The organism is Lampropedia puyangensis (assembly GCF_004833285.1).
Lineage (GTDB): Bacteria > Pseudomonadota > Gammaproteobacteria > Burkholderiales > Burkholderiaceae_C > Lampropedia > Lampropedia puyangensis.
Genome location: NZ_STFG01000004.1, coordinates 137,713 through 154,286, shown reverse-complemented (window position 1 = coordinate 154,286; position 16,574 = coordinate 137,713). Strand labels below are relative to the sequence as shown.

The following is a 16,574-nucleotide window of genomic DNA, read 5'->3' as shown; positions in this document are numbered from 1 at the left end:
CAGATGGGGATGTTCCCCAATGGGCCAACAGGCAGCAGTCACACCGTGCTGTACAGATCAGAACATAGTCGCATGACGCAGGTGTGACAGAGGGGGATTCAATTCGGGCGAATGCCGATTTTCTCGATTTGGGGGCCCCATTCAGCGCGTTCTTTGGCAATGCGTTGTGCAAAGTCTTGGGCACTTTCGTGTAGCGGGATGGAACCGTTGGCTTTCATGATGGTGGCAAATGCAGGGTCGCGCAGTGCTTCACTGATGGCAGTATTGAGTTTGTTGACTACAGCGTCTGGTGTGCCAGCCGGTGCTACAACGCCTAACCAAACGGCACTTTCATAACCAGGAAAGCCTGCTTGCTCCATGGTGGGCGCGTGGGCGAACGTTGGACTTTCAACGTGTGGGCTGACGGCTAAGACCTGCAGCTTTTTGTCTTTGGCCATGGCTTCGACCAGTGCAGTGCCTGCAAAGTACACTTGGGTATCGCCAGCCACGGTGGAGGTTAGCGCATCGGTGCCGGTCTTAAATGGAATGTGCACGATGTCCAGGCCCGCTTGGCTGCGCCAGACTTCAAACAACACATGTGGCGGGCTGCCATTGCCTGAGCTTGCGTAATTGATCACACCTGGCTCGGCCTTGGCTTTGGCCACCAACTCTTGCACACTGCTGACGCCCAGTTTCGGGTTGACCGCCATGGCCATGGGCAAGATGGCAATGGGACTGACGGGCTGTAAATCAGTGGTTGGGTTGTATGTCAGGCTCGGGAACACATAGGGGTTCCATACTGCATGTGCATTGGTGATGATCGCCAGTGTGTGGCCACTGGGGCCTGCCTCCTTGAGGTGTTGCATGGCCACCATGCCCCCCGCTCCCGGGCGGTTATCGACCACGACGGCCTGGCCTAAGCTTTTGCGCAACTTGTCTGCCAGAGGGCGCGCAAAAATATCGGGCAGAGAGCCTGGCCCACCGTTGACCATCAGGGTCATCGTGCGGCTTGGAAAATGTGCCGCAGCATCTGCCGCTTGTGCAGTTTGGGCATGGCTGATTGGCGCTGCCCCCATGATTGCAGCGATGCCCAGCACTTCCACCATCTTGGACCATGGGTGCGTTTGCGCGGTTGCCCTTGACTTGCCAGCATGCAATACACTCGCAGGCATCGCTGGGCGGTTGGGCATGCACCAAGCATGTTTGCCTGTCGCGATGGGCTGATGGTCAACGTAAGCGTTCATGGTCGCTTGGTCCTTATGGTTGAGTTTTAATGAATGTAAGCAAATGATAAGCAAGATCATTCCCCAGGCCATGCAAATGGGATGTAAAGCTCGCACACGTTCAGGAGTGCTTGTACTTGGTCTAGTACAAGCAAGCGTTGTGCCTGGGGCGATTCGTGCCTTACGGTACGTTGTATTAGGGGCGGTTGGTGGACTGAGCGCGGGCGTGTCACTGGCGCAAGCAAGTTCTTCTACGCCGCCAACGAATGTAGTGTTCCCCGCCAGTGTGCAACAAGGCTCAATGGTGATTGGCCGGGTTCCACCAGGCAGCCAAGTGCACTATAGCAATCGAACGTTGCGCACTACAACGTATGGCACAGTGGTGTTTGGCGTGGGGCGCAATGAAGTCGGTCCTGCCGTGGTGGCGGTACGCACGCCTGATGGCGCGAGCTATACGGCGCAGGTGCAGGTGACACCGCGAGACTGGCCTACTGAGCGTGTCAATGGTGTGCCACCACAAACGGCTAATCCGAAAGGGGATATTGCCGCACGTATCCAACGCGAACAAGCGCAAGTGACCGCGGCGCGCAACCGCGATGACGACCGCACAGATTTTGCGCAAAAGTTTATATGGCCTGTGCAAGGGCGGATCAGTGGCCGTTTTGGCAATGCCCGTGTTTACAACGGACAGCCCAGTCCGGCAGGCCATTCGGGCATGGACATTGCCGCCCCCAATGGCACTCCTGTGAAGGCGCCTGCCGCAGGTGTGGTGACGTTTGCTGATGCCAATATGTACTTGACTGGCGGTACTGTGCTGCTGGACCATGGCTTTGGCATCAGCTCGAATTTTCTGCACCTCTCGCGCATTGATGTCAAAGTCGGTGATCGCGTTGAACAAGGGCAGGTGATTGCTGCCGTTGGAGCGACAGGACGAGCAACCGGCCCCCACTTGCATTGGGGAATGAACTGGTTCGATGTCCGTATCGATCCGTTGCTGGTGTTGGAGCGACCATAAGGTCTATCAAGTGAAAGACAGTAGTTTGCAAGCAATGCGTAGTGTCAACGGTGGAATTGCCCATGCCGTTGAGTACCATTGACAGGAAACGAATGGCGATCAATCAAACCAATAAGGAGTAGGGCATGCGACGCATGGGATGGATAGTGACTTTGGGCTTGGCGATGTTGCTGAGCGGATGCGGCTATAACACTTACCAGCAGTTGGATGAGAAATCCAAAGCAGCGTGGAGCGAAGTGGTCAACCAATACCAGCGCAGAGCGGATTTGATCCCCAATCTGCAGGCAGTGGTCGAGCGCCAGGCCAATTTTGAGCGCAATACCCTCACCGATGTGATCGCTGCGCGGGCTAAAGCCACCTCCATTCAGGTGACCCCGGAAACCTTGCAGGACCCACAAGCCTTGGCAGCCTACCAACAGGCGCAAGGCCAGTTGGGGGGAGCATTGTCGCGCTTGATGGCTGTTGCCGAGGCGTACCCAGAACTGCAGGCCAACCAGGCTTTTCGTGATTTGGCAGTGAGCTTAGAGGGCACGGAGAACCGCATTACAGTGGCACGCAACCAATACATTCAAACTGTGCAGGAGTACAACGTGCTGCGTCGCAGCTTTCCCACCAATTTGACGGGTATGGTCATGGGCTACAAAGAGAAACCCGTGTTCTCGGTGGCTAACGAAGCGGAAATTTCTGTTGCGCCACGTATCACCATGCCAGCCAATACTTCTACTGAAGGGCGCGCTGCGCCTGCGCAATAAGGCGGGTACGTGAAGGTGAAAGGCAGTCGTGGAGTTGGCAATGGGTAGAGTCGCAGTTTGCCGGCTGCGGCCATTGCAATGTGCTGGCGTCTTGCGTGCATTGGGCGCTTGCGTTGTGGGTGTTGTGTTGTCGTTGCTGCTGGGCTTGGCGCACGCGCAAGTCGGGCTGCAGCCGGTGCCTGCGTTAACCGCACAGGTCATCGACCAGACCGGCACCTTGACGCAATCGCAGCGCCAGCAGATTACCGCGCAATTGGAGGCGATTGAGCAGCAGCACGGATCGCAAGTGGTTGTGCTGATGGTGCCGACCACCACGCCTGAGGATATTGCCGCCTACGCCAACCGAGTGGCCAGTGCCTGGAAAATTGGTCGCAAGGAGGTTGGCGATGGGTTGCTGTTTATCATCGCCAAAAATGACCGCACTTTACGTCTGGAAGTGGCGCGCAGCTTGGAAGGCACCATTCCTGATATTGCCGCAGGCCGAATTATTCAAGACAGTGTGGTGCCGCAGTTGCGCAGTGGTGACTTTGCAGCCGCCATTGAGGCTGGGCTGCATGCCATTGAGGCTCGACTTGCAGGGGATGAATGGTTGCCCGCGCCGGCACCCAAGGCAACCGCTTCAGCTGAGCGTGGCTTTGAAAGCATGGTGCCGGAATCTTTGTGGCCCATGTTGTTCTTTGGGGTGCCGATTGTGTGTAATGTGCTGGCCCGTTTGATTGGGCGCTTTTTTACCATGCTGTTGATTGGCGGTGTGGTTGGTGCGGGGACGCTTGTGATGACGCGGTCATGGCCTGAAGCTTTGCTTTATGGCGGCGTGGCTGGCTTTGTTGCGCTGATCGTTTCGGCTGGGCCAAGTGGGCGACTTTCTGGTGGGCGTAGCAGTTCGGGGGGGTATTCCTCTGGGCGTTCTGGTGGCTGGAGCTCTGGCGGCTCTTCTGGCGGATTCAGATCAGGCGGAGGCGGTAGCTTTGGTGGTGGAGGGGCCTCAGGAAAATGGTAAACCGAGCTTTTCCCCAGCATGAAAGTCCCCATGCTCCGCGCCGGTGGTGGGCGCGTTGGTGCCGACGCGTGGCGCACCGTTGGTATGTACTGACGACCCCGGCTTTGATGCAGCCTGCTTTGCAGGCGCAGTGGGCCGCGCACATTGCTGTAAGCGAGGAGCAGCACGAAGGGCAAATTGCAGTCTATGTTGAGCGTGAGTTGCCTGCGCATTACATCAGCGCCGACAGAACTGCGCGTGATCGCGCTGTGGGGTTGTTTGGCAAACTGGGCGTTTGGGATACGGAATACAACAACGGCGTACTGATCTACCTACTGGAGGCCGAGCACGCCATTGAGATTGTGGCTGACCGTGGCGTGCGGACCTGTACCCAAGAAGCTGATTGGACAGCCATTGCGCAGCAATTGGCGCAACTGCTACAGGCCGGACAGACCAGCCAAGGGATGCTGCTGGCGGTTGATTCGGTTGGCGCATTGCTGGCAGCACATTTCCCCCGTGCGACCGACAATACTGCAGACGCACCCCGCGCGTTGGACAACGAAGTGCCGGATTTCCCTGTGCTGTAATCTGCGGGCCAAATATAGCCCTATTGCGTGTTGTTGTGCACTGTACGTGGTCGTATAGCCCGTGTTCATATGGCCATGTTTCGCGGCCATATGGTCTGTTTTAGAGGGCTTTTGGTTTGACCAGACTGGCTGCTTGCTTGGCGCGGTCGCGTGCGATGTCTACATCGGCGTCCCAAGCTAGGGCAACGCCCATGCGGCGTTTGACAAAGCTTTCTGGCTTGCCGAATAAGCGCACGCTGGTTTGTGGCACTGCCAGGGCTTGTTCTACCCCTTCAAACACAATGTCTTTGGCATCCACTCCACCGTAAATCACAGCGCTGGCGCCTGGGGATTTCAAGGCAGTGTTGATGGGCAGACCCAAGATGGCGCGCGCGTGCAATTCAAATTCGCTTTGCCATTGCGTTGTCATAGTGACCATGCCAGTGTCGTGTGGGCGAGGGCTGACTTCACTGAACCAGACCTGATCGCCTTTGACAAACAATTCGACGCCAAACAGGCCTTGCCCGCCGAGGTTGTCGGTGACTGCTTTGGCTATGCGCTGTGCTTCGTTTTGGGCAGTGGCGGTCATGGGGTGCGGTTGCCAGCTTTCAACGTAATCACCACTTTGCTGGATATGCCCGATGGGTGCGCAGAACTGGGTCTCGATTGCGCCATCAGAGTTTTTTGCCCGGACTGTCAGTTGGGTGATTTCATAATCAAAGTCGATAAAACCTTCAACGATGATGCGGCCATGTGCCACGCGCCCGCCAGCCATGGCGTAATCCCAGGCTTTGGCTACATCCGCTGCGGAGTCGATTTTGCTTTGGCCTTTGCCGGAGCTGCTCATCACGGGTTTGACCACACAGGGGTAGCCTATGGCGGCTTGCCCGTCGGTGCCATCAATGGCCGCTTGCAGTTCTTCAAGTGAATTGCAGAAACGGTATGGACTGGTGGGCAGGCTTAAGGTTTCTGCAGCCAAGCGGCGAATGCCCTCACGGTCCATGGTCAGGCGCGCGGCACGCGCTGTGGGAATGACTCGAACGAGCCCCTCGGCTTCCAGGTTTTCGAGCTCTGCAGTGGCGATGGCTTCAATTTCTGGCACGACCAGCATGGGCTTTTCTGCTTCGATCAGTGCGCGCAGTGCAGCCGGATCACTCATGGTAATGGTGCGGGTATGGTGGGCCACTTGCTGGGCTGGTGCATGGTCGTAACGGTCCACTGCAATGGTCTCAACGCCCAGGCGCTGCAGTTCAATGGTGACTTCCTTGCCGAGTTCGCCGCTGCCAAGCAGCATGACGCGGGTTGCGTTGGGGCCCAGTGGGGTGCCGAGTGTGCTCATACGAGAATATCCATCAGGGGTTGAATGCCATGGCGCGCAAAGGGGGAGAGGCGCCATAGTGAGAATTACGAAGAAATAGGCGCTGGCGTTTCGCTAGGGAGCTTGAGTCCTTTGGGTAGAGGGAAGCGAATGGTTTCTTGTACGCCGTCCATTCTGCGCACGGACAGCGCGCCCAGTTCACGCAAGCGGGCAATCACGCCATCGACTAGAACTTCAGGCGCTGATGCACCCGCTGTCAAGCCGACTGTTTGGGCGTTCTCAAACCACTCAGGCTTTAGCTCGCTGGCATCGTCAACCATATAGCCGGGCGTGCCCAGTTGTTCCGCCAAGTCGCGCAGACGGTTGCTGTTGGAGCTGGTGGGGCTGCCCACCACGATGACCACATCCACTTGGGCACTCAATTGCTTGACGGCATCTTGGCGGTTTTGGGTTGCGTAGCAAATGTCTTGCTGTTTGGGTTCGCGAATGTGTGGAAAGCGCGCTTTGATGGCCGCGGTAATCGCTGCGGCATCATCGACAGACAGGGTCGTTTGCGTGACAACGGCAAGCAATGCTGTCTGGCTGGGCTTGACAGTGGCGACGTCGGCAACATCTTGCACAAGATGGATTCCCTCACTGAGTTGGCCCATCGTGCCTTCAACCTCGGGGTGCCCTTTGTGGCCGATCATGATGAACTCATAGCCTTCTTTAGCCAGTTTGGCCACTTCGACGTGGACTTTGGTGACTAAGGGGCAGGTCGCATCGAAAATCTGAAAACCGCGTGCCTTGGCTTCATTTTGAACGGCTTTGCTCACGCCGTGTGCACTGAAGACCAGGGTTGCGCCGGGCGGCACGTCAGACAGTTCTTCAATGAAGATCGCACCTTTGGCCTTGAGTTCGTTGACCACATGGGTGTTGTGCACAATTTCATGACGCACATAAATGGGGGCGCCAAATTTCTCCAGTGCACGTTCAACGATGTCGATGGCACGGTCAACGCCAGCACAAAAGCCACGCGGCTCGGCCAATACGATGTCGCGGGCCGTCATGTCACAGCACCCCAATCAGTTGCACTTCAAAGGTCACTGGGTGGCCGGCCAAGGGGTGGTTGAAGTCGAACAGCACCGCGCCGTCGTCGCGCACTTGCAAAACCGTACCGGCATAGCTGCCCTCGCCTGTAGGGGTGGGAAACTGCACGACATCGCCCAAGGTGTATTGCTCTTCAGGGTCGCCCAGCTCGTTGAGCAGTTTGCGTGCAACCCATTGCTGCATGTCAGGGTTTTTTTCGCCAAACGCTTCGCCGGAGGGGATGTGGTAGGTCATGCGCTCACCCTCTTTCATGCCGATGAGTCGGTTTTCCATGGCCGGAGACAGCTCGCCGTTGCCCAGTGTCAAGGTGGATGGCAGGCCGTCAAACGTGTTGATGATGTCGCCCGCTGGACCAGCAAGGCGGTAGTGCAGGGTGAGAAAGGCACCGGGATGCACGATTGGAGATTCGGGGGCGTTGGTGGGCATTTGGGCCGACATGGGATGGGGTTCTCTCGCTTTGAATACACTTGAGGCAAGGCGCGCCTTGATGCCCGCATTGTACTTTTGCCGTCTGCCATTGCCAGGTTCAATGGTGCTGAGTCCTGATGTCCTTTATGTCTTTCAAAGATTTGCCGCTCGATGCCCGGCCGCGTGAGAAGTTGCTCAGTCGCGGCGCTGCAGCATTGTCTGACACGGAGTTGCTGGCCATTGTTTTGCGCACGGGACTGGCTGGCCGGAGTGTTTTGTCCATGGCTGCGGACTTGCTAGCGTTGCCGCAACCCGGGCGTGCGGATGTGGGTGAGGTGCCAGGTATGCAAGGATTTGGCGGTTTGGCTGGATTGTTGCAAGCCAGCAATGCAGATCTGGCGCGTATCAAGGGGTTGGGCCCTGCTAAGCGGGCTGAGATTTTGGCCATCATGGAATTGGCCAAGCGAGCGCTGGCTCAGCAACTTACGCAGCAAACGGCGTTGCAGTCGCCAACTGCGGTGCGGCAGTACATACAAGCGCAGTTGGGGCATAAGCGCCATGAAGTCTTTGCGGTGTTATTGCTCGATAGCCAACTGCGTTTGATTGCGTTTGAAGAGTTGTTTCGTGGCACGCTGAATCAAACCAGTGTTTATCCTCGTGAAATCGCATTGCGTGCGTTGCAGTTGCATGCCCATAGTGTGATTTTGGCGCACAACCATCCCAGTGGGACGTTGGAGCCATCGCAGGCCGATATCGACATCACGCGCCGTATTGTGCAGGCCATGGCGTTGTTGGATGTGCGCGTGGTCGACCATGTGATCGTTGCGCAAGGCGGTAGTGTGTCGTTAGCCGAGAAGGGGCTGATGTGAGCAAGCCAACGTCTGTCATGCGCGTGCACGCTTTATCGGACCTCAAACAAGTTTCTGCAGTTCTGAAGTTGCAGCGGCAAGTACAGCAGCAGCGCTTGGAGCAAGAGCGAGCACGGCGCGAAGCTATTGAGCGCGAGCGTAATTTGTTTCGCCATGTGGTGGGTACTGTGCAGCCTCTGAAAGTAGCTGCTCGCGTGAGTCCTCAGCACGAACAGGCGCAGCCGGTGCCTTTGCAATTGCAGCGCGATGAGCAGCAGGCCTTGTATGAGTCCATCAGCGACGACTTCGATGTCACGACCTTGATGGATACCGATGAGGCGCTGAGCTATCGGCAGCCCGGTGTGGCGCCGGATGTTGCGCGCAAACTGCGTTTGGGCCACTGGAGCATTCAAGCGTCGCTGGATTTGCATGGACTGCGGCTGGATGAGGCCCGCGAAGCACTGGGGCAATTTGTGCGCGATTGTCATAAAAAAGGCATTCGGTGTGTGCGCATCATCCACGGTAAAGGACATGGCTCACCTGGGCGCGTCCCTGTCTTGAAGGTGCGCGTGCAGCGCTGGTTGGTGCAGAAAAAAGAGGTTTTGGCATTTGTGCAAGCCAAGGCCAGCGAGGGTGGTGCTGGTGCGGTGGTTGTGCTGCTTGATCGGGTCAATCGCCGTTAAAAGCCCGTTGTGCTACAATCGACGGGTTTTGCCAAATACCATTGCTCTTTTGCTTTGGTTGCGGCTTAAAAACAAATAGCAGACAGGCCTGACTTAGGTGCTGCATTGGCAGTCATGTAAATGGCAGTTGGTGTGGTGACACGGCCTGCTCTTGGAAATAAACCTTTGGAGTTTTGAATATGTCTATCACTATGCGTGAAATGCTGGAAGCGGGCGTCCACTTCGGTCATCAAACCCGTTTCTGGAATCCTAAGATGGCCCCGTACATTTTTGGCCATCGCAACAAAATCCACATCATTAACTTGGAGTCCACGCTGCCCAAGTTCCAAGAGGCGCAAAAATTCGTGCGTCAATTGGCTGCTAATCGTGGCACTGTGTTGTTTGTGGGTACGAAGCGTCAATCGCGTGAGTTTGTGGCTCAAGAAGCCCAGCGCGCAGGTATGCCTTACGTCGACCAGCGTTGGTTGGGTGGCATGTTGACTAACTTCAAAACAGTCAAGACCTCCATCAAGCGCCTCAAGGACATGAAAGCCCAGCAAGAAGCTGGTCTGGAAGCCATGAGCAAAAAAGAACAGTTGATGTTCACTCGTGAAATCGAAAAACTCGAGCGTGACATCGGTGGTATCCAAGACATGACATCGCTGCCAGACGCGATTTTCGTGATTGATGTGGGCTACCACAAAATCGCGATCTCCGAAGCGCACAAGCTGGGCATTCCTTTGGTTGGCGTGGTTGATACCAATCACAACCCAGAAGGTATTGACTATGTGATCCCAGGTAACGATGACTCGGCCAAAGCCGTGGCTTTGTATGCCCGTGGCATTGCTGATGCTGTTATCGATGGCCGCAATAACGCCGTTCAAGAAGTGGCCAAACTGGCTGCCGGTGAAGAAGGCGATGAGTTCGTAGAAGTGCAGGAAGCTGCAGAATAAAGTCCCTGTAATAGGCTTTTCACCGCGCTGTGGTGCAATACCAGCGCGCTACAAAAAAGGGGCATCGTTGTAGAGCCCCTTTTTTTGTCTCTGGCCCTGCTTTGTAGTGGTGTTGGCCAGAGTGGCTACAGGGTTGTTTGAAATTTTGACTGGGAGATTAGTATGGCTGCAGTGACAGCAAGTATGGTGGCAGAACTTCGTGCGAAGACCGACGCCCCAATGATGGAAGCGAAAAAAGCCTTGGTGGAAGCTGATGGTGATATGGCTAAAGCTGAAGAGCTGCTGCGTATTAAGCTGGGTACCAAGGCTGGTAAAGCGGCTTCCCGTGTGACCGCTGAAGGCGTGATCGCTGTGGCTTTGGAAGGCAATGTAGGCGCGCTGGTTGAGGTCAATTGCGAAACTGACTTCGTGAGCCAGAACGACAGCTTCTTGCAGTTTGCCAATGCGGCAGCCAAGTTGGTGGCGCTGAAAAATCCTGCCGACATCGCTGCATTGAGCGAGTTGGAATACAGCCAAGACGGTTTTGGTCCTACTGTTGAAGAAGTGCGCAAAGGCTTGATCGGTAAGATCGGTGAAAACATGTCTCTGCGCCGCTTTACACGTTTCACAGACAGTGCATTGGCCCACTATCTACACGGTACACGCATTGGCGTTGTGGTGGAATTTGACGGTGATGAAGCCGCCGCTAAAGATGTGGCGATGCATGTGGCTGCGATGAAGCCAGTGGCATTGTCTTCTGCTGATGTGCCTGCAGAGTTGATCGAAAAAGAGCGCTCTGTGGCTGAAGGTAAGGCGGCTGAATCTGGCAAGCCTGCTGACATTGTGGCCAAAATGGTGGAAGGCTCTGTGGCTAAATACCTCAAAGAAGTGTCTTTGCTCGACCAGCCTTTCGTGAAAAACGACAAGCAAAGCGTTGGCCAAATGCTGAAAGAAAAGAACACCAGCATCAAAGGTTTCACTTTGTATGTGGTGGGTGAAGGCATTGAGAAGAAAGTTGACGACTTTGCGGCTGAAGTGGCCGCGCAAATGGCCGCTGCTAAAGGCTAATTGCTGACCATGAAGCCCGTATTGGTGCCCGCAAGCGATGGGGCACAATACGGGTTTCTTGCATTGCAGGATAGAACGGGGCGCTGCCAGGCGCCCCGCTGCACACTGAAAATTGTTGATATCTTTTGTGAGTGCCCAGCATGACTGAGACTGTTGCCAAGCCCGCCTACACCCGAATTTTGCTCAAGCTCTCTGGAGAGGCGTTGATGGGCGATGATGCCTTTGGTATCAATCGTGACACCATTGATCGCATGGTCGATGAGATCATTGCGGTTTCTGCCATGGGGGTGGAGTTGGCCATTGTGATCGGTGGTGGCAATATTTTTCGAGGTATGGCCGGCGGTGCTGCAGGCATGGATCGCGCAACTGCTGATTACATGGGCATGCTGGCGACTGTGATGAATTCCCTGGCCTTAGCCGATGCCATCAGCCGCAAGAATGTACCTGCGCGGGTCATGTCAGCTATTTCGATTGACCAGGTGGTCGAGCCCTATGTGCGGCCCAAGGCATTGCAGTACCTTGAAGAAGGTAAGGTGGTGGTGTTTGCTGCTGGCACGGGTAATCCATTTTTTACGACCGATACGGCCGCTGCTTTGCGTGGTGCTGAAATTGGCGCGCAAATGGTGCTCAAGGCCACTAAAGTCGATGGTGTGTATACCGCAGATCCGATGAAAGATCCAACGGCTACACGCTATAGCCGCATCAGTTTTGATGAGGCGATGGTCAAGAACCTGGGCATTATGGACGCCACCGCCTTTGCTTTGTGCCGTGACCAAAAACTGCCGATCAAGGTGTTCTCTATCGTCAAACCGGGTGCGCTGCAACGTGTCGTCCGCGGGGAAGATGAAGGCACCCTCGTTTACGCTTAAAAGACTGGAGAGAGAAGATGTCTACTGCCGAAATTCGCAAGAACGCCCAAGCCAAAATGGAGCAATCTATTGTTGCGTTCAAGAATAATCTGTCGAAAATCCGCACAGGCCGTGCCAGCCCCCAACTGCTGGATTCCATTCAGGTCGAATACTACGGTCAGCATGTTCCTTTGAGCCAGGTGGCCAACGTGACCTTGATCGACTCTCGTACGTTGAGCGTGCAACCGTGGGAGCGCGATATGGGGGCCAAGATTGAAAAGGCCATTCGCGAAAGTGATTTGGGGCTCAATCCTGCCAATATGGGTGAGTTGATTCGCGTACCTATGCCGCCCATGAGTGAAGAGCGCCGTCGCGAGATGACCAAGCTGGTGCGCAGTGAAGGCGAAAACGCCAAAATTGCTGTGCGCAATCTGCGCCGTGACGCTAATGATGCCGTGAAAAAATTGGTGAAGGACAAAGAAGTATCTGAAGACGAGCAAAAACGCTCTGAAGCAGATATTCAGAAGCTCACTGACAAGTTCATCGCTGAGGTTGATGCTTTGGTCGAGTCCAAAGAAAAAGATGTGATGGCGGTTTGAGCGTCAATTGCGCCTTGTTCCTCCTCACTTGTACCCAGCTGAACACGTTGGGTGATGGCCATGACTGAATCGTTAAAGTCCGTTCCGCACCACATTGCCATCGTGATGGATGGCAATGGCCGGTGGGCGCAAAAGCGCTTGCTGCCACGTTTGGCTGGCCATAAAAAGGGTGTGGATGCACTGCGTAACTGTGTTGCGTTGTGTGGCGAGCGAGGCGTGCGTGTGCTCACGGTGTTTGCGTTTTCTTCTGAAAACTGGAAACGCCCGGAAGACGAGGTCAGTGGCCTGATGGGGCTGATGGCTAGCGCTTTAGCCAAAGAAGTCACTAGTCTCAAGGCCAATGGCGTTCGTTTGCATTGTGTAGGCAACCGCAGTCAGCTGGGTGAAAAAGTGCGGGCTGGCTTGGAAGATGCTGAGGCGCAGACTGCAGGGAATGAGCGATTGATTCTCAATGTTTGCTTCAACTACGGTGGGCGTTGGGACATTGCGCAGGCGGCTGAACGCTTGTGTGCGCAGCAACTGCCGATCACCGAAGAAGCGCTGACTGAGGCGATGTCTTTGGCGCATGTGCCTGACCCTGATTTACTGATTCGCACAGGCGGAGAGATGCGGATCAGTAATTTTTTACTGTGGCAGGCTGCGTATTCTGAGTTGTATTTCAGCGAAGCTTTGTGGCCGGACTTCGGTGCCAAAGAGCTGGATGCCGCCATTGCTGATTTCCAGCAGCGTCAGCGGCGTTTTGGCAAAACGGGCGAGCAAATCGTGCAAGCAAAATCCAATAAACATAGCAGCGCGAAGCACTGAGCGCAGCGGCAGAAGGAGAGTTTCATGCTCAAACAACGTGTGATTACGGCCATTGTTTTGTTGGTCGTTGTTCTGGCGTGTTTGTTTGCGCCATGGGATTGGCCTTTGACCTCTTTGGTGACTGTGGCGCTGAGTGTGGCTGCATGGGAATGGGCTCGCCTGAATGGCTTTTCTGGGACTCCGGCAGCTGCCATTGGTGTGGTATTTGGCGTGGCTTGTGCTATGGCCGCGCTCAATGGCGTGCCGGAAGTGACCAAGCCTAGCTTGTTCTGGCTGGTGTTTTGTATGGCATGGCTAGTGGGCGCTGTATTGGTTTTGCGCGGTGGACTTGCGGGGTGGAATGCTTTGCCACGCGGTTTGCGCTTGATCGCAGGGCTTGCTGTGTTTGCCGTGGCATGGGTCGCGTTGCTGCGAGCGTTTGAATTGGGTATCAACTACCTCTTGTCCCTGATGGCGTTGGTGTGGATGGCCGATGTTGGTGCTTATTTTGCGGGTAAGGCTTTTGGAATGAAGCTGTTTTCACGCAAATTGGCCCCCACCGTGAGTCCAGGCAAAAGTTGGGAAGGCGTCATAGGCGGCATTGTTGGGGTGCTGTTGTTGGCCTCACTCTGGTTGTGGCTTGATCAATCGTTGGCGCAGGACTGGGGGCGCAGTTTTTATGGCGTGGTGCGTCAGCAGGGGGTGTCCATGCTGGTGGTGGTGTGCATTGCGCTAGTAGGCATGAGTGTGCTGGGCGATTTGTTGGAGTCTCTGGTCAAACGCGCCGCAGGCGTGAAGGACAGCAGTGCAATCCTGCCGGGTCACGGTGGCGTGTTGGACCGTATTGATGGATTGCTGCCAGTGATGCCGATGGGGATGCTGGTGTTGGCGCTGGTGGCGAGGGCAGCATGACAAACAAGCAACGCATAGCGGTTTTGGGCTCAACCGGTTCCATTGGAGTCAACACACTGGATGTGTTGGCCAGGCACTTGGATGCCTACGAGGTCTTTGCATTGACGGCAGGGCGCAATGTGGCGTTAATGGCGCAGCAGTGTGTGCAGCATCGCCCAGCGTTCGCGGCCATGGCAGATGTGGCGAGTGCCGCATTGCTGCGTGAGCAATTGCAAGCACAAGGGGTGCAAACCGAGGTTCTTGCTGGTGCTGAGGCCATTGCCCAATTGGCTGCGCATACCAGTGTTGATGCCGTGATGGCGGCGATTGTGGGGGTCGCTGGCTTGGCGCCCGCACTGGCTGCCGCGCAGGCGGGCAAGCGGTTGTTACTGGCCAATAAAGAGGCCTTGGTTGTTGGTGGGGCGTGGTTCATGCAGCAGGTTAAAGCGCATGGCGCAGTGCTGCTGCCCATTGACAGTGAGCATTCAGCAGTTTTTCAGTCTTTGCCTGAAGATGCCGCAACGTGGTCTGCGCGGGTAGAAAAAATCATTCTTACGGCTTCTGGCGGACCTTTTCGTCAGAGAGATCCTGCAACGTTGGCACAAGTGACCCCTGCACAGGCATGTGCGCACCCCAACTGGAGCATGGGGCGCAAAATTTCAGTCGATTCAGCCACCATGATGAACAAAGCCTTGGAGGTCATTGAGGCGCGTTATCTGTTTGATATGCCGCCTGAACAACTGGATGTGGTGATTCATCCGCAGAGTGTGATTCACTCCATGGTGCAATACCGTGACAGTTCAATCGTCGCGCAATTGGGCACGCCTGATATGCGGGTGCCGATTGCCTATGGCCTGTCTTGGCCGCAGCGGATAGAGTCAGGCGCCCAGCGCTTGGACTTCATGGCGCTGTCTGCTTTGACGTTTGAGTCTTTTGGAGATGCTGCTCATAAACAGCGCTTTCCCTGCATGACGTTGGCGTGGCAAGCGTTGCAAGGCGCGCCGGGCAGCACCGCCATTTTGAATGGCGCCAATGAAGTGGCTGTGGAGGCCTTCTTGCAGGAGCGTTTGCGGTTCGATCAAATTTACGCTTTGAATGCGCATGTGCTTGAGCAATGTGTGCCAGAAGCGATCGATTCGCTTGAGGCATTACTGGCTTTGGATCAGCAAGCCCGGCAAGCTGCGCATGCTTATGTGACGCGGGTGAGTGCATGCTGATGACAGTGTTGGCCTTCATTGTCACCATCGGTATTTTGGTGACGGTGCATGAATGGGGGCACTACCGCATGGCCAAAGCGTGTGGTATTCAGGTGTTGCGCTTTTCTGTTGGTATGGGCAAGCCCTTACTGCGTTGGCGCAGGCCGGGCAATGAAACAGAGTTTGTCATTGCCGCACTGCCTTTAGGCGGCTATGTGCAGATGCTCGATGAGCGCGAAGGCCCAGTGCCTGTGGGTCAGGAGCACAAGGCATTTAACCGCCAACCGTTACGTAAACGTGTGGCCGTTGTTTTGGCTGGCCCTGTGGCCAACTTGGTATTGGCTGTTTTGTTTTTTGCTGCGGTGAATTGGTGGGGTATGCAGGCGCCATTGCCGATTATGGCCACACCCGAGTCTGGGTCCATGGCTGTGCAAGCGGACATGCAGCAAGGTGACCATGTGCTGAAAGCGCGTGTCGGCCAGTCTACCGATTGGGAAGACATACCGTCGTTTGATGTGCTCAACTGGGTGCTTAGCCGTGCCGCATTGGAGCACCAAGATTTGCAGCTGCTTGTGCAGCGCAAGGAGGGCGCACAGGTCACCCTGACGCTGCCGCTTGCACAATTGCAGATCAAAGATTGGGATGATGCCACTCGGCGCCAGATCGGTGTGCTGGCGCCCATGGCAGCACCGCTGGTGGCCGACGTTTTATCTGGTGGCGCGGCTGAAGCAGCAGGTTTGCGCGCTGGTGATGTGGTCGAAGTCGTCAATGGCGTTCCGGTGCACGATGTGACACAGTTGATGGCCCTGATTCAAGGAGCCAAAACAACGGATGCGGCGCAACAGTGGAGTGTGCTGCGTGATGAGCAGATTGTGCAATTGCACGTGCTGCCTCGCTTGCGAGAGGTAGATGGGCGCATGCGTGGCGAGATTGGTGCCCGTTTGGGCAGTAGCAACCGCTATGAGACTGCGCTGGTGCGTTATGGTTTGTGGGATGGCTTGGTTCAGGGCGCCAAACGTACGTGGGATATGGCCGCGTTAACCCTCAAAATGCTTGGTCGCATGCTGGTGGGCGAGGCATCGTTAAAAAATCTCAGTGGTCCGGTTTCTATTGCTCAATATGCTGGGCAGTCCGCTAGCATGGGCATGGTGGAGTTTTTGAACTTCCTGGCAGTTGTCAGCCTCAGTCTGGGTGTTTTGAATTTACTGCCTTTACCGGTGCTCGATGGTGGGCACCTGATGTATTATCTTTGGGAGGCCGTGACAGGTCGTCCTGTTTCGCCTGTGTGGATGCAGCGCTTGCAAACCTTAGGGATTGCGGCGCTGTTGATGCTGATGGCATTGGCTTTGGTGAACGATTTCACCCGCTTGTTGTCCTAAGCGCGTGAAAATTAACCGATTTGACGCTTGTGTGTTGCA

Annotated in this window: 18 protein-coding genes; 14 read left to right on the top strand and 4 right to left on the bottom strand. The window is 55.6% G+C overall.

Annotated features, from left to right (window positions below; translation table 11 throughout):
• Nucleotides 1-98 precede the first annotated feature (98 nt).
• Nucleotides 99-1,223, bottom strand: coding sequence for a Bug family tripartite tricarboxylate transporter substrate binding protein (locus E9531_RS06150; RefSeq protein ID WP_244610006.1), 1,125 nt, complete (start codon nt 1,221-1,223; stop codon nt 99-101).
• 139 nt (nt 1,224-1,362) lie between these two features.
• Between E9531_RS06150 and E9531_RS06145 the strand changes: the two genes are divergently transcribed.
• From E9531_RS06145 to E9531_RS06130, 4 genes are all read left to right on the top strand, one after another.
• Complete coding sequence (locus tag E9531_RS06145; RefSeq protein WP_211343381.1) at nt 1,363-2,217, top strand: M23 family metallopeptidase; 855 nt, start codon at nt 1,363-1,365, stop codon at nt 2,215-2,217.
• Nucleotides 2,218-2,342: 125 nt separating this feature from the next.
• Nucleotides 2,343-2,969, top strand: a complete 627-nt coding sequence (locus tag E9531_RS06140; protein ID WP_136572866.1) for a LemA family protein — start codon at nt 2,343-2,345, stop codon at nt 2,967-2,969.
• 40 nt (nt 2,970-3,009) lie between these two features.
• Complete coding sequence (locus tag E9531_RS06135) at nt 3,010-3,969, top strand: TPM domain-containing protein (RefSeq protein ID WP_136572865.1); 960 nt, start codon at nt 3,010-3,012, stop codon at nt 3,967-3,969.
• Nucleotides 3,970-4,037: 68 nt separating this feature from the next.
• Nucleotides 4,038-4,535, top strand: a complete 498-nt coding sequence (locus tag E9531_RS06130) for a TPM domain-containing protein (RefSeq protein WP_158291727.1) — start codon at nt 4,038-4,040, stop codon at nt 4,533-4,535.
• Between the two features lie 100 nt (nt 4,536-4,635).
• Here the strand turns inward: E9531_RS06130 and purT are convergent, their stop codons facing one another.
• From purT to E9531_RS06115, 3 genes are all read right to left on the bottom strand, one after another.
• Nucleotides 4,636-5,853: a formate-dependent phosphoribosylglycinamide formyltransferase gene (gene purT, locus E9531_RS06125; protein ID WP_136572863.1), complete on the bottom strand. Its 1,218-nt coding sequence runs from the start codon at nt 5,851-5,853 to the stop codon at nt 4,636-4,638.
• A gap of 65 nt (nt 5,854-5,918) precedes the next feature.
• Entirely contained in the window at nt 5,919-6,881 is a 963-nt protein-coding gene (gene ispH / locus E9531_RS06120; RefSeq protein WP_136572862.1) for a 4-hydroxy-3-methylbut-2-enyl diphosphate reductase, read from the bottom strand.
• Nucleotide 6,882: 1 nt separating this feature from the next.
• Nucleotides 6,883-7,347: an FKBP-type peptidyl-prolyl cis-trans isomerase gene (locus E9531_RS06115; protein WP_136572918.1), complete on the bottom strand. Its 465-nt coding sequence runs from the start codon at nt 7,345-7,347 to the stop codon at nt 6,883-6,885.
• A 128-nt stretch (nt 7,348-7,475) separates the two neighbouring features.
• Between E9531_RS06115 and radC the strand changes: the two genes are divergently transcribed.
• From radC to rseP, 10 genes are all read left to right on the top strand, one after another.
• Entirely contained in the window at nt 7,476-8,198 is a 723-nt protein-coding gene (gene radC, locus E9531_RS06110; protein ID WP_136572861.1) for a RadC family protein, read from the top strand.
• 17 nt (nt 8,199-8,215) lie between these two features.
• A complete protein-coding gene (locus E9531_RS06105) occupies nt 8,216-8,860 on the top strand; it encodes a Smr/MutS family protein (RefSeq protein WP_136572917.1) in 645 nt (214 codons plus the stop codon).
• A 179-nt stretch (nt 8,861-9,039) separates the two neighbouring features.
• Nucleotides 9,040-9,792, top strand: coding sequence for a 30S ribosomal protein S2 (gene rpsB / locus E9531_RS06100; protein ID WP_136572860.1), 753 nt, complete (start codon nt 9,040-9,042; stop codon nt 9,790-9,792).
• Nucleotides 9,793-9,954: 162 nt separating this feature from the next.
• Complete coding sequence (gene tsf / locus E9531_RS06095) at nt 9,955-10,839, top strand: translation elongation factor Ts (protein ID WP_136572859.1); 885 nt, start codon at nt 9,955-9,957, stop codon at nt 10,837-10,839.
• A 140-nt stretch (nt 10,840-10,979) separates the two neighbouring features.
• Nucleotides 10,980-11,708 carry a UMP kinase gene (pyrH, locus tag E9531_RS06090; protein WP_136572858.1) on the top strand — a complete coding sequence of 243 codons (729 nt, stop codon included), beginning with the start codon at nt 10,980-10,982 and terminating at the stop codon, nt 11,706-11,708.
• 17 nt (nt 11,709-11,725) lie between these two features.
• Complete coding sequence (frr, locus tag E9531_RS06085; RefSeq protein WP_136572857.1) at nt 11,726-12,286, top strand: ribosome recycling factor; 561 nt, start codon at nt 11,726-11,728, stop codon at nt 12,284-12,286.
• Nucleotides 12,287-12,346: 60 nt separating this feature from the next.
• Entirely contained in the window at nt 12,347-13,090 is a 744-nt protein-coding gene (gene uppS / locus E9531_RS06080) for a polyprenyl diphosphate synthase (protein WP_136572856.1), read from the top strand.
• Between the two features lie 24 nt (nt 13,091-13,114).
• Nucleotides 13,115-13,981, top strand: coding sequence for a phosphatidate cytidylyltransferase (locus E9531_RS06075; protein ID WP_136572855.1), 867 nt, complete (start codon nt 13,115-13,117; stop codon nt 13,979-13,981).
• Nucleotides 13,978-15,177, top strand: a complete 1,200-nt coding sequence (ispC, locus tag E9531_RS06070) for a 1-deoxy-D-xylulose-5-phosphate reductoisomerase (RefSeq protein ID WP_136572854.1) — start codon at nt 13,978-13,980, stop codon at nt 15,175-15,177. Before E9531_RS06075 ends, ispC begins: the two co-directional genes overlap by 4 nt.
• Nucleotides 15,171-16,535 (top strand): RIP metalloprotease RseP, encoded by a 1,365-nt coding sequence (rseP, locus tag E9531_RS06065; protein WP_136572853.1) that lies wholly within the window; start codon nt 15,171-15,173, stop codon nt 16,533-16,535. The genes ispC and rseP overlap by 7 nt, the downstream gene beginning before the upstream one ends.
• Nucleotides 16,536-16,574 lie beyond the last annotated feature (39 nt).

Coding starts and splice junctions, on each gene's coding strand:
- radC (WP_136572861.1), top strand. CDS start 7,476: ATGTCTTTCAAAGATTTGCCGCTCGATGCCCGGCCGCGTGAGAAGTTG.
- E9531_RS06105 (WP_136572917.1), top strand. CDS start 8,216: ATGCGCGTGCACGCTTTATCGGACCTCAAACAAGTTTCTGCAGTTCTG.
- E9531_RS06140 (WP_136572866.1), top strand. CDS start 2,343: ATGCGACGCATGGGATGGATAGTGACTTTGGGCTTGGCGATGTTGCTG.
- pyrH (WP_136572858.1), top strand. CDS start 10,980: ATGACTGAGACTGTTGCCAAGCCCGCCTACACCCGAATTTTGCTCAAG.
- purT (WP_136572863.1), bottom strand. CDS start 5,853: ATGAGCACACTCGGCACCCCACTGGGCCCCAACGCAACCCGCGTCATG.
- ispH (WP_136572862.1), bottom strand. CDS start 6,881: ATGACGGCCCGCGACATCGTATTGGCCGAGCCGCGTGGCTTTTGTGCT.
- uppS (WP_136572856.1), top strand. CDS start 12,347: ATGACTGAATCGTTAAAGTCCGTTCCGCACCACATTGCCATCGTGATG.
- rpsB (WP_136572860.1), top strand. CDS start 9,040: ATGTCTATCACTATGCGTGAAATGCTGGAAGCGGGCGTCCACTTCGGT.
- E9531_RS06135 (WP_136572865.1), top strand. CDS start 3,010: ATGGGTAGAGTCGCAGTTTGCCGGCTGCGGCCATTGCAATGTGCTGGC.
- tsf (WP_136572859.1), top strand. CDS start 9,955: ATGGCTGCAGTGACAGCAAGTATGGTGGCAGAACTTCGTGCGAAGACC.
- E9531_RS06150 (WP_244610006.1), bottom strand. CDS start 1,223: ATGAACGCTTACGTTGACCATCAGCCCATCGCGACAGGCAAACATGCT.
- E9531_RS06075 (WP_136572855.1), top strand. CDS start 13,115: ATGCTCAAACAACGTGTGATTACGGCCATTGTTTTGTTGGTCGTTGTT.
- rseP (WP_136572853.1), top strand. CDS start 15,171: ATGCTGATGACAGTGTTGGCCTTCATTGTCACCATCGGTATTTTGGTG.
- ispC (WP_136572854.1), top strand. CDS start 13,978: ATGACAAACAAGCAACGCATAGCGGTTTTGGGCTCAACCGGTTCCATT.
- frr (WP_136572857.1), top strand. CDS start 11,726: ATGTCTACTGCCGAAATTCGCAAGAACGCCCAAGCCAAAATGGAGCAA.
- E9531_RS06115 (WP_136572918.1), bottom strand. CDS start 7,347: ATGCCCACCAACGCCCCCGAATCTCCAATCGTGCATCCCGGTGCCTTT.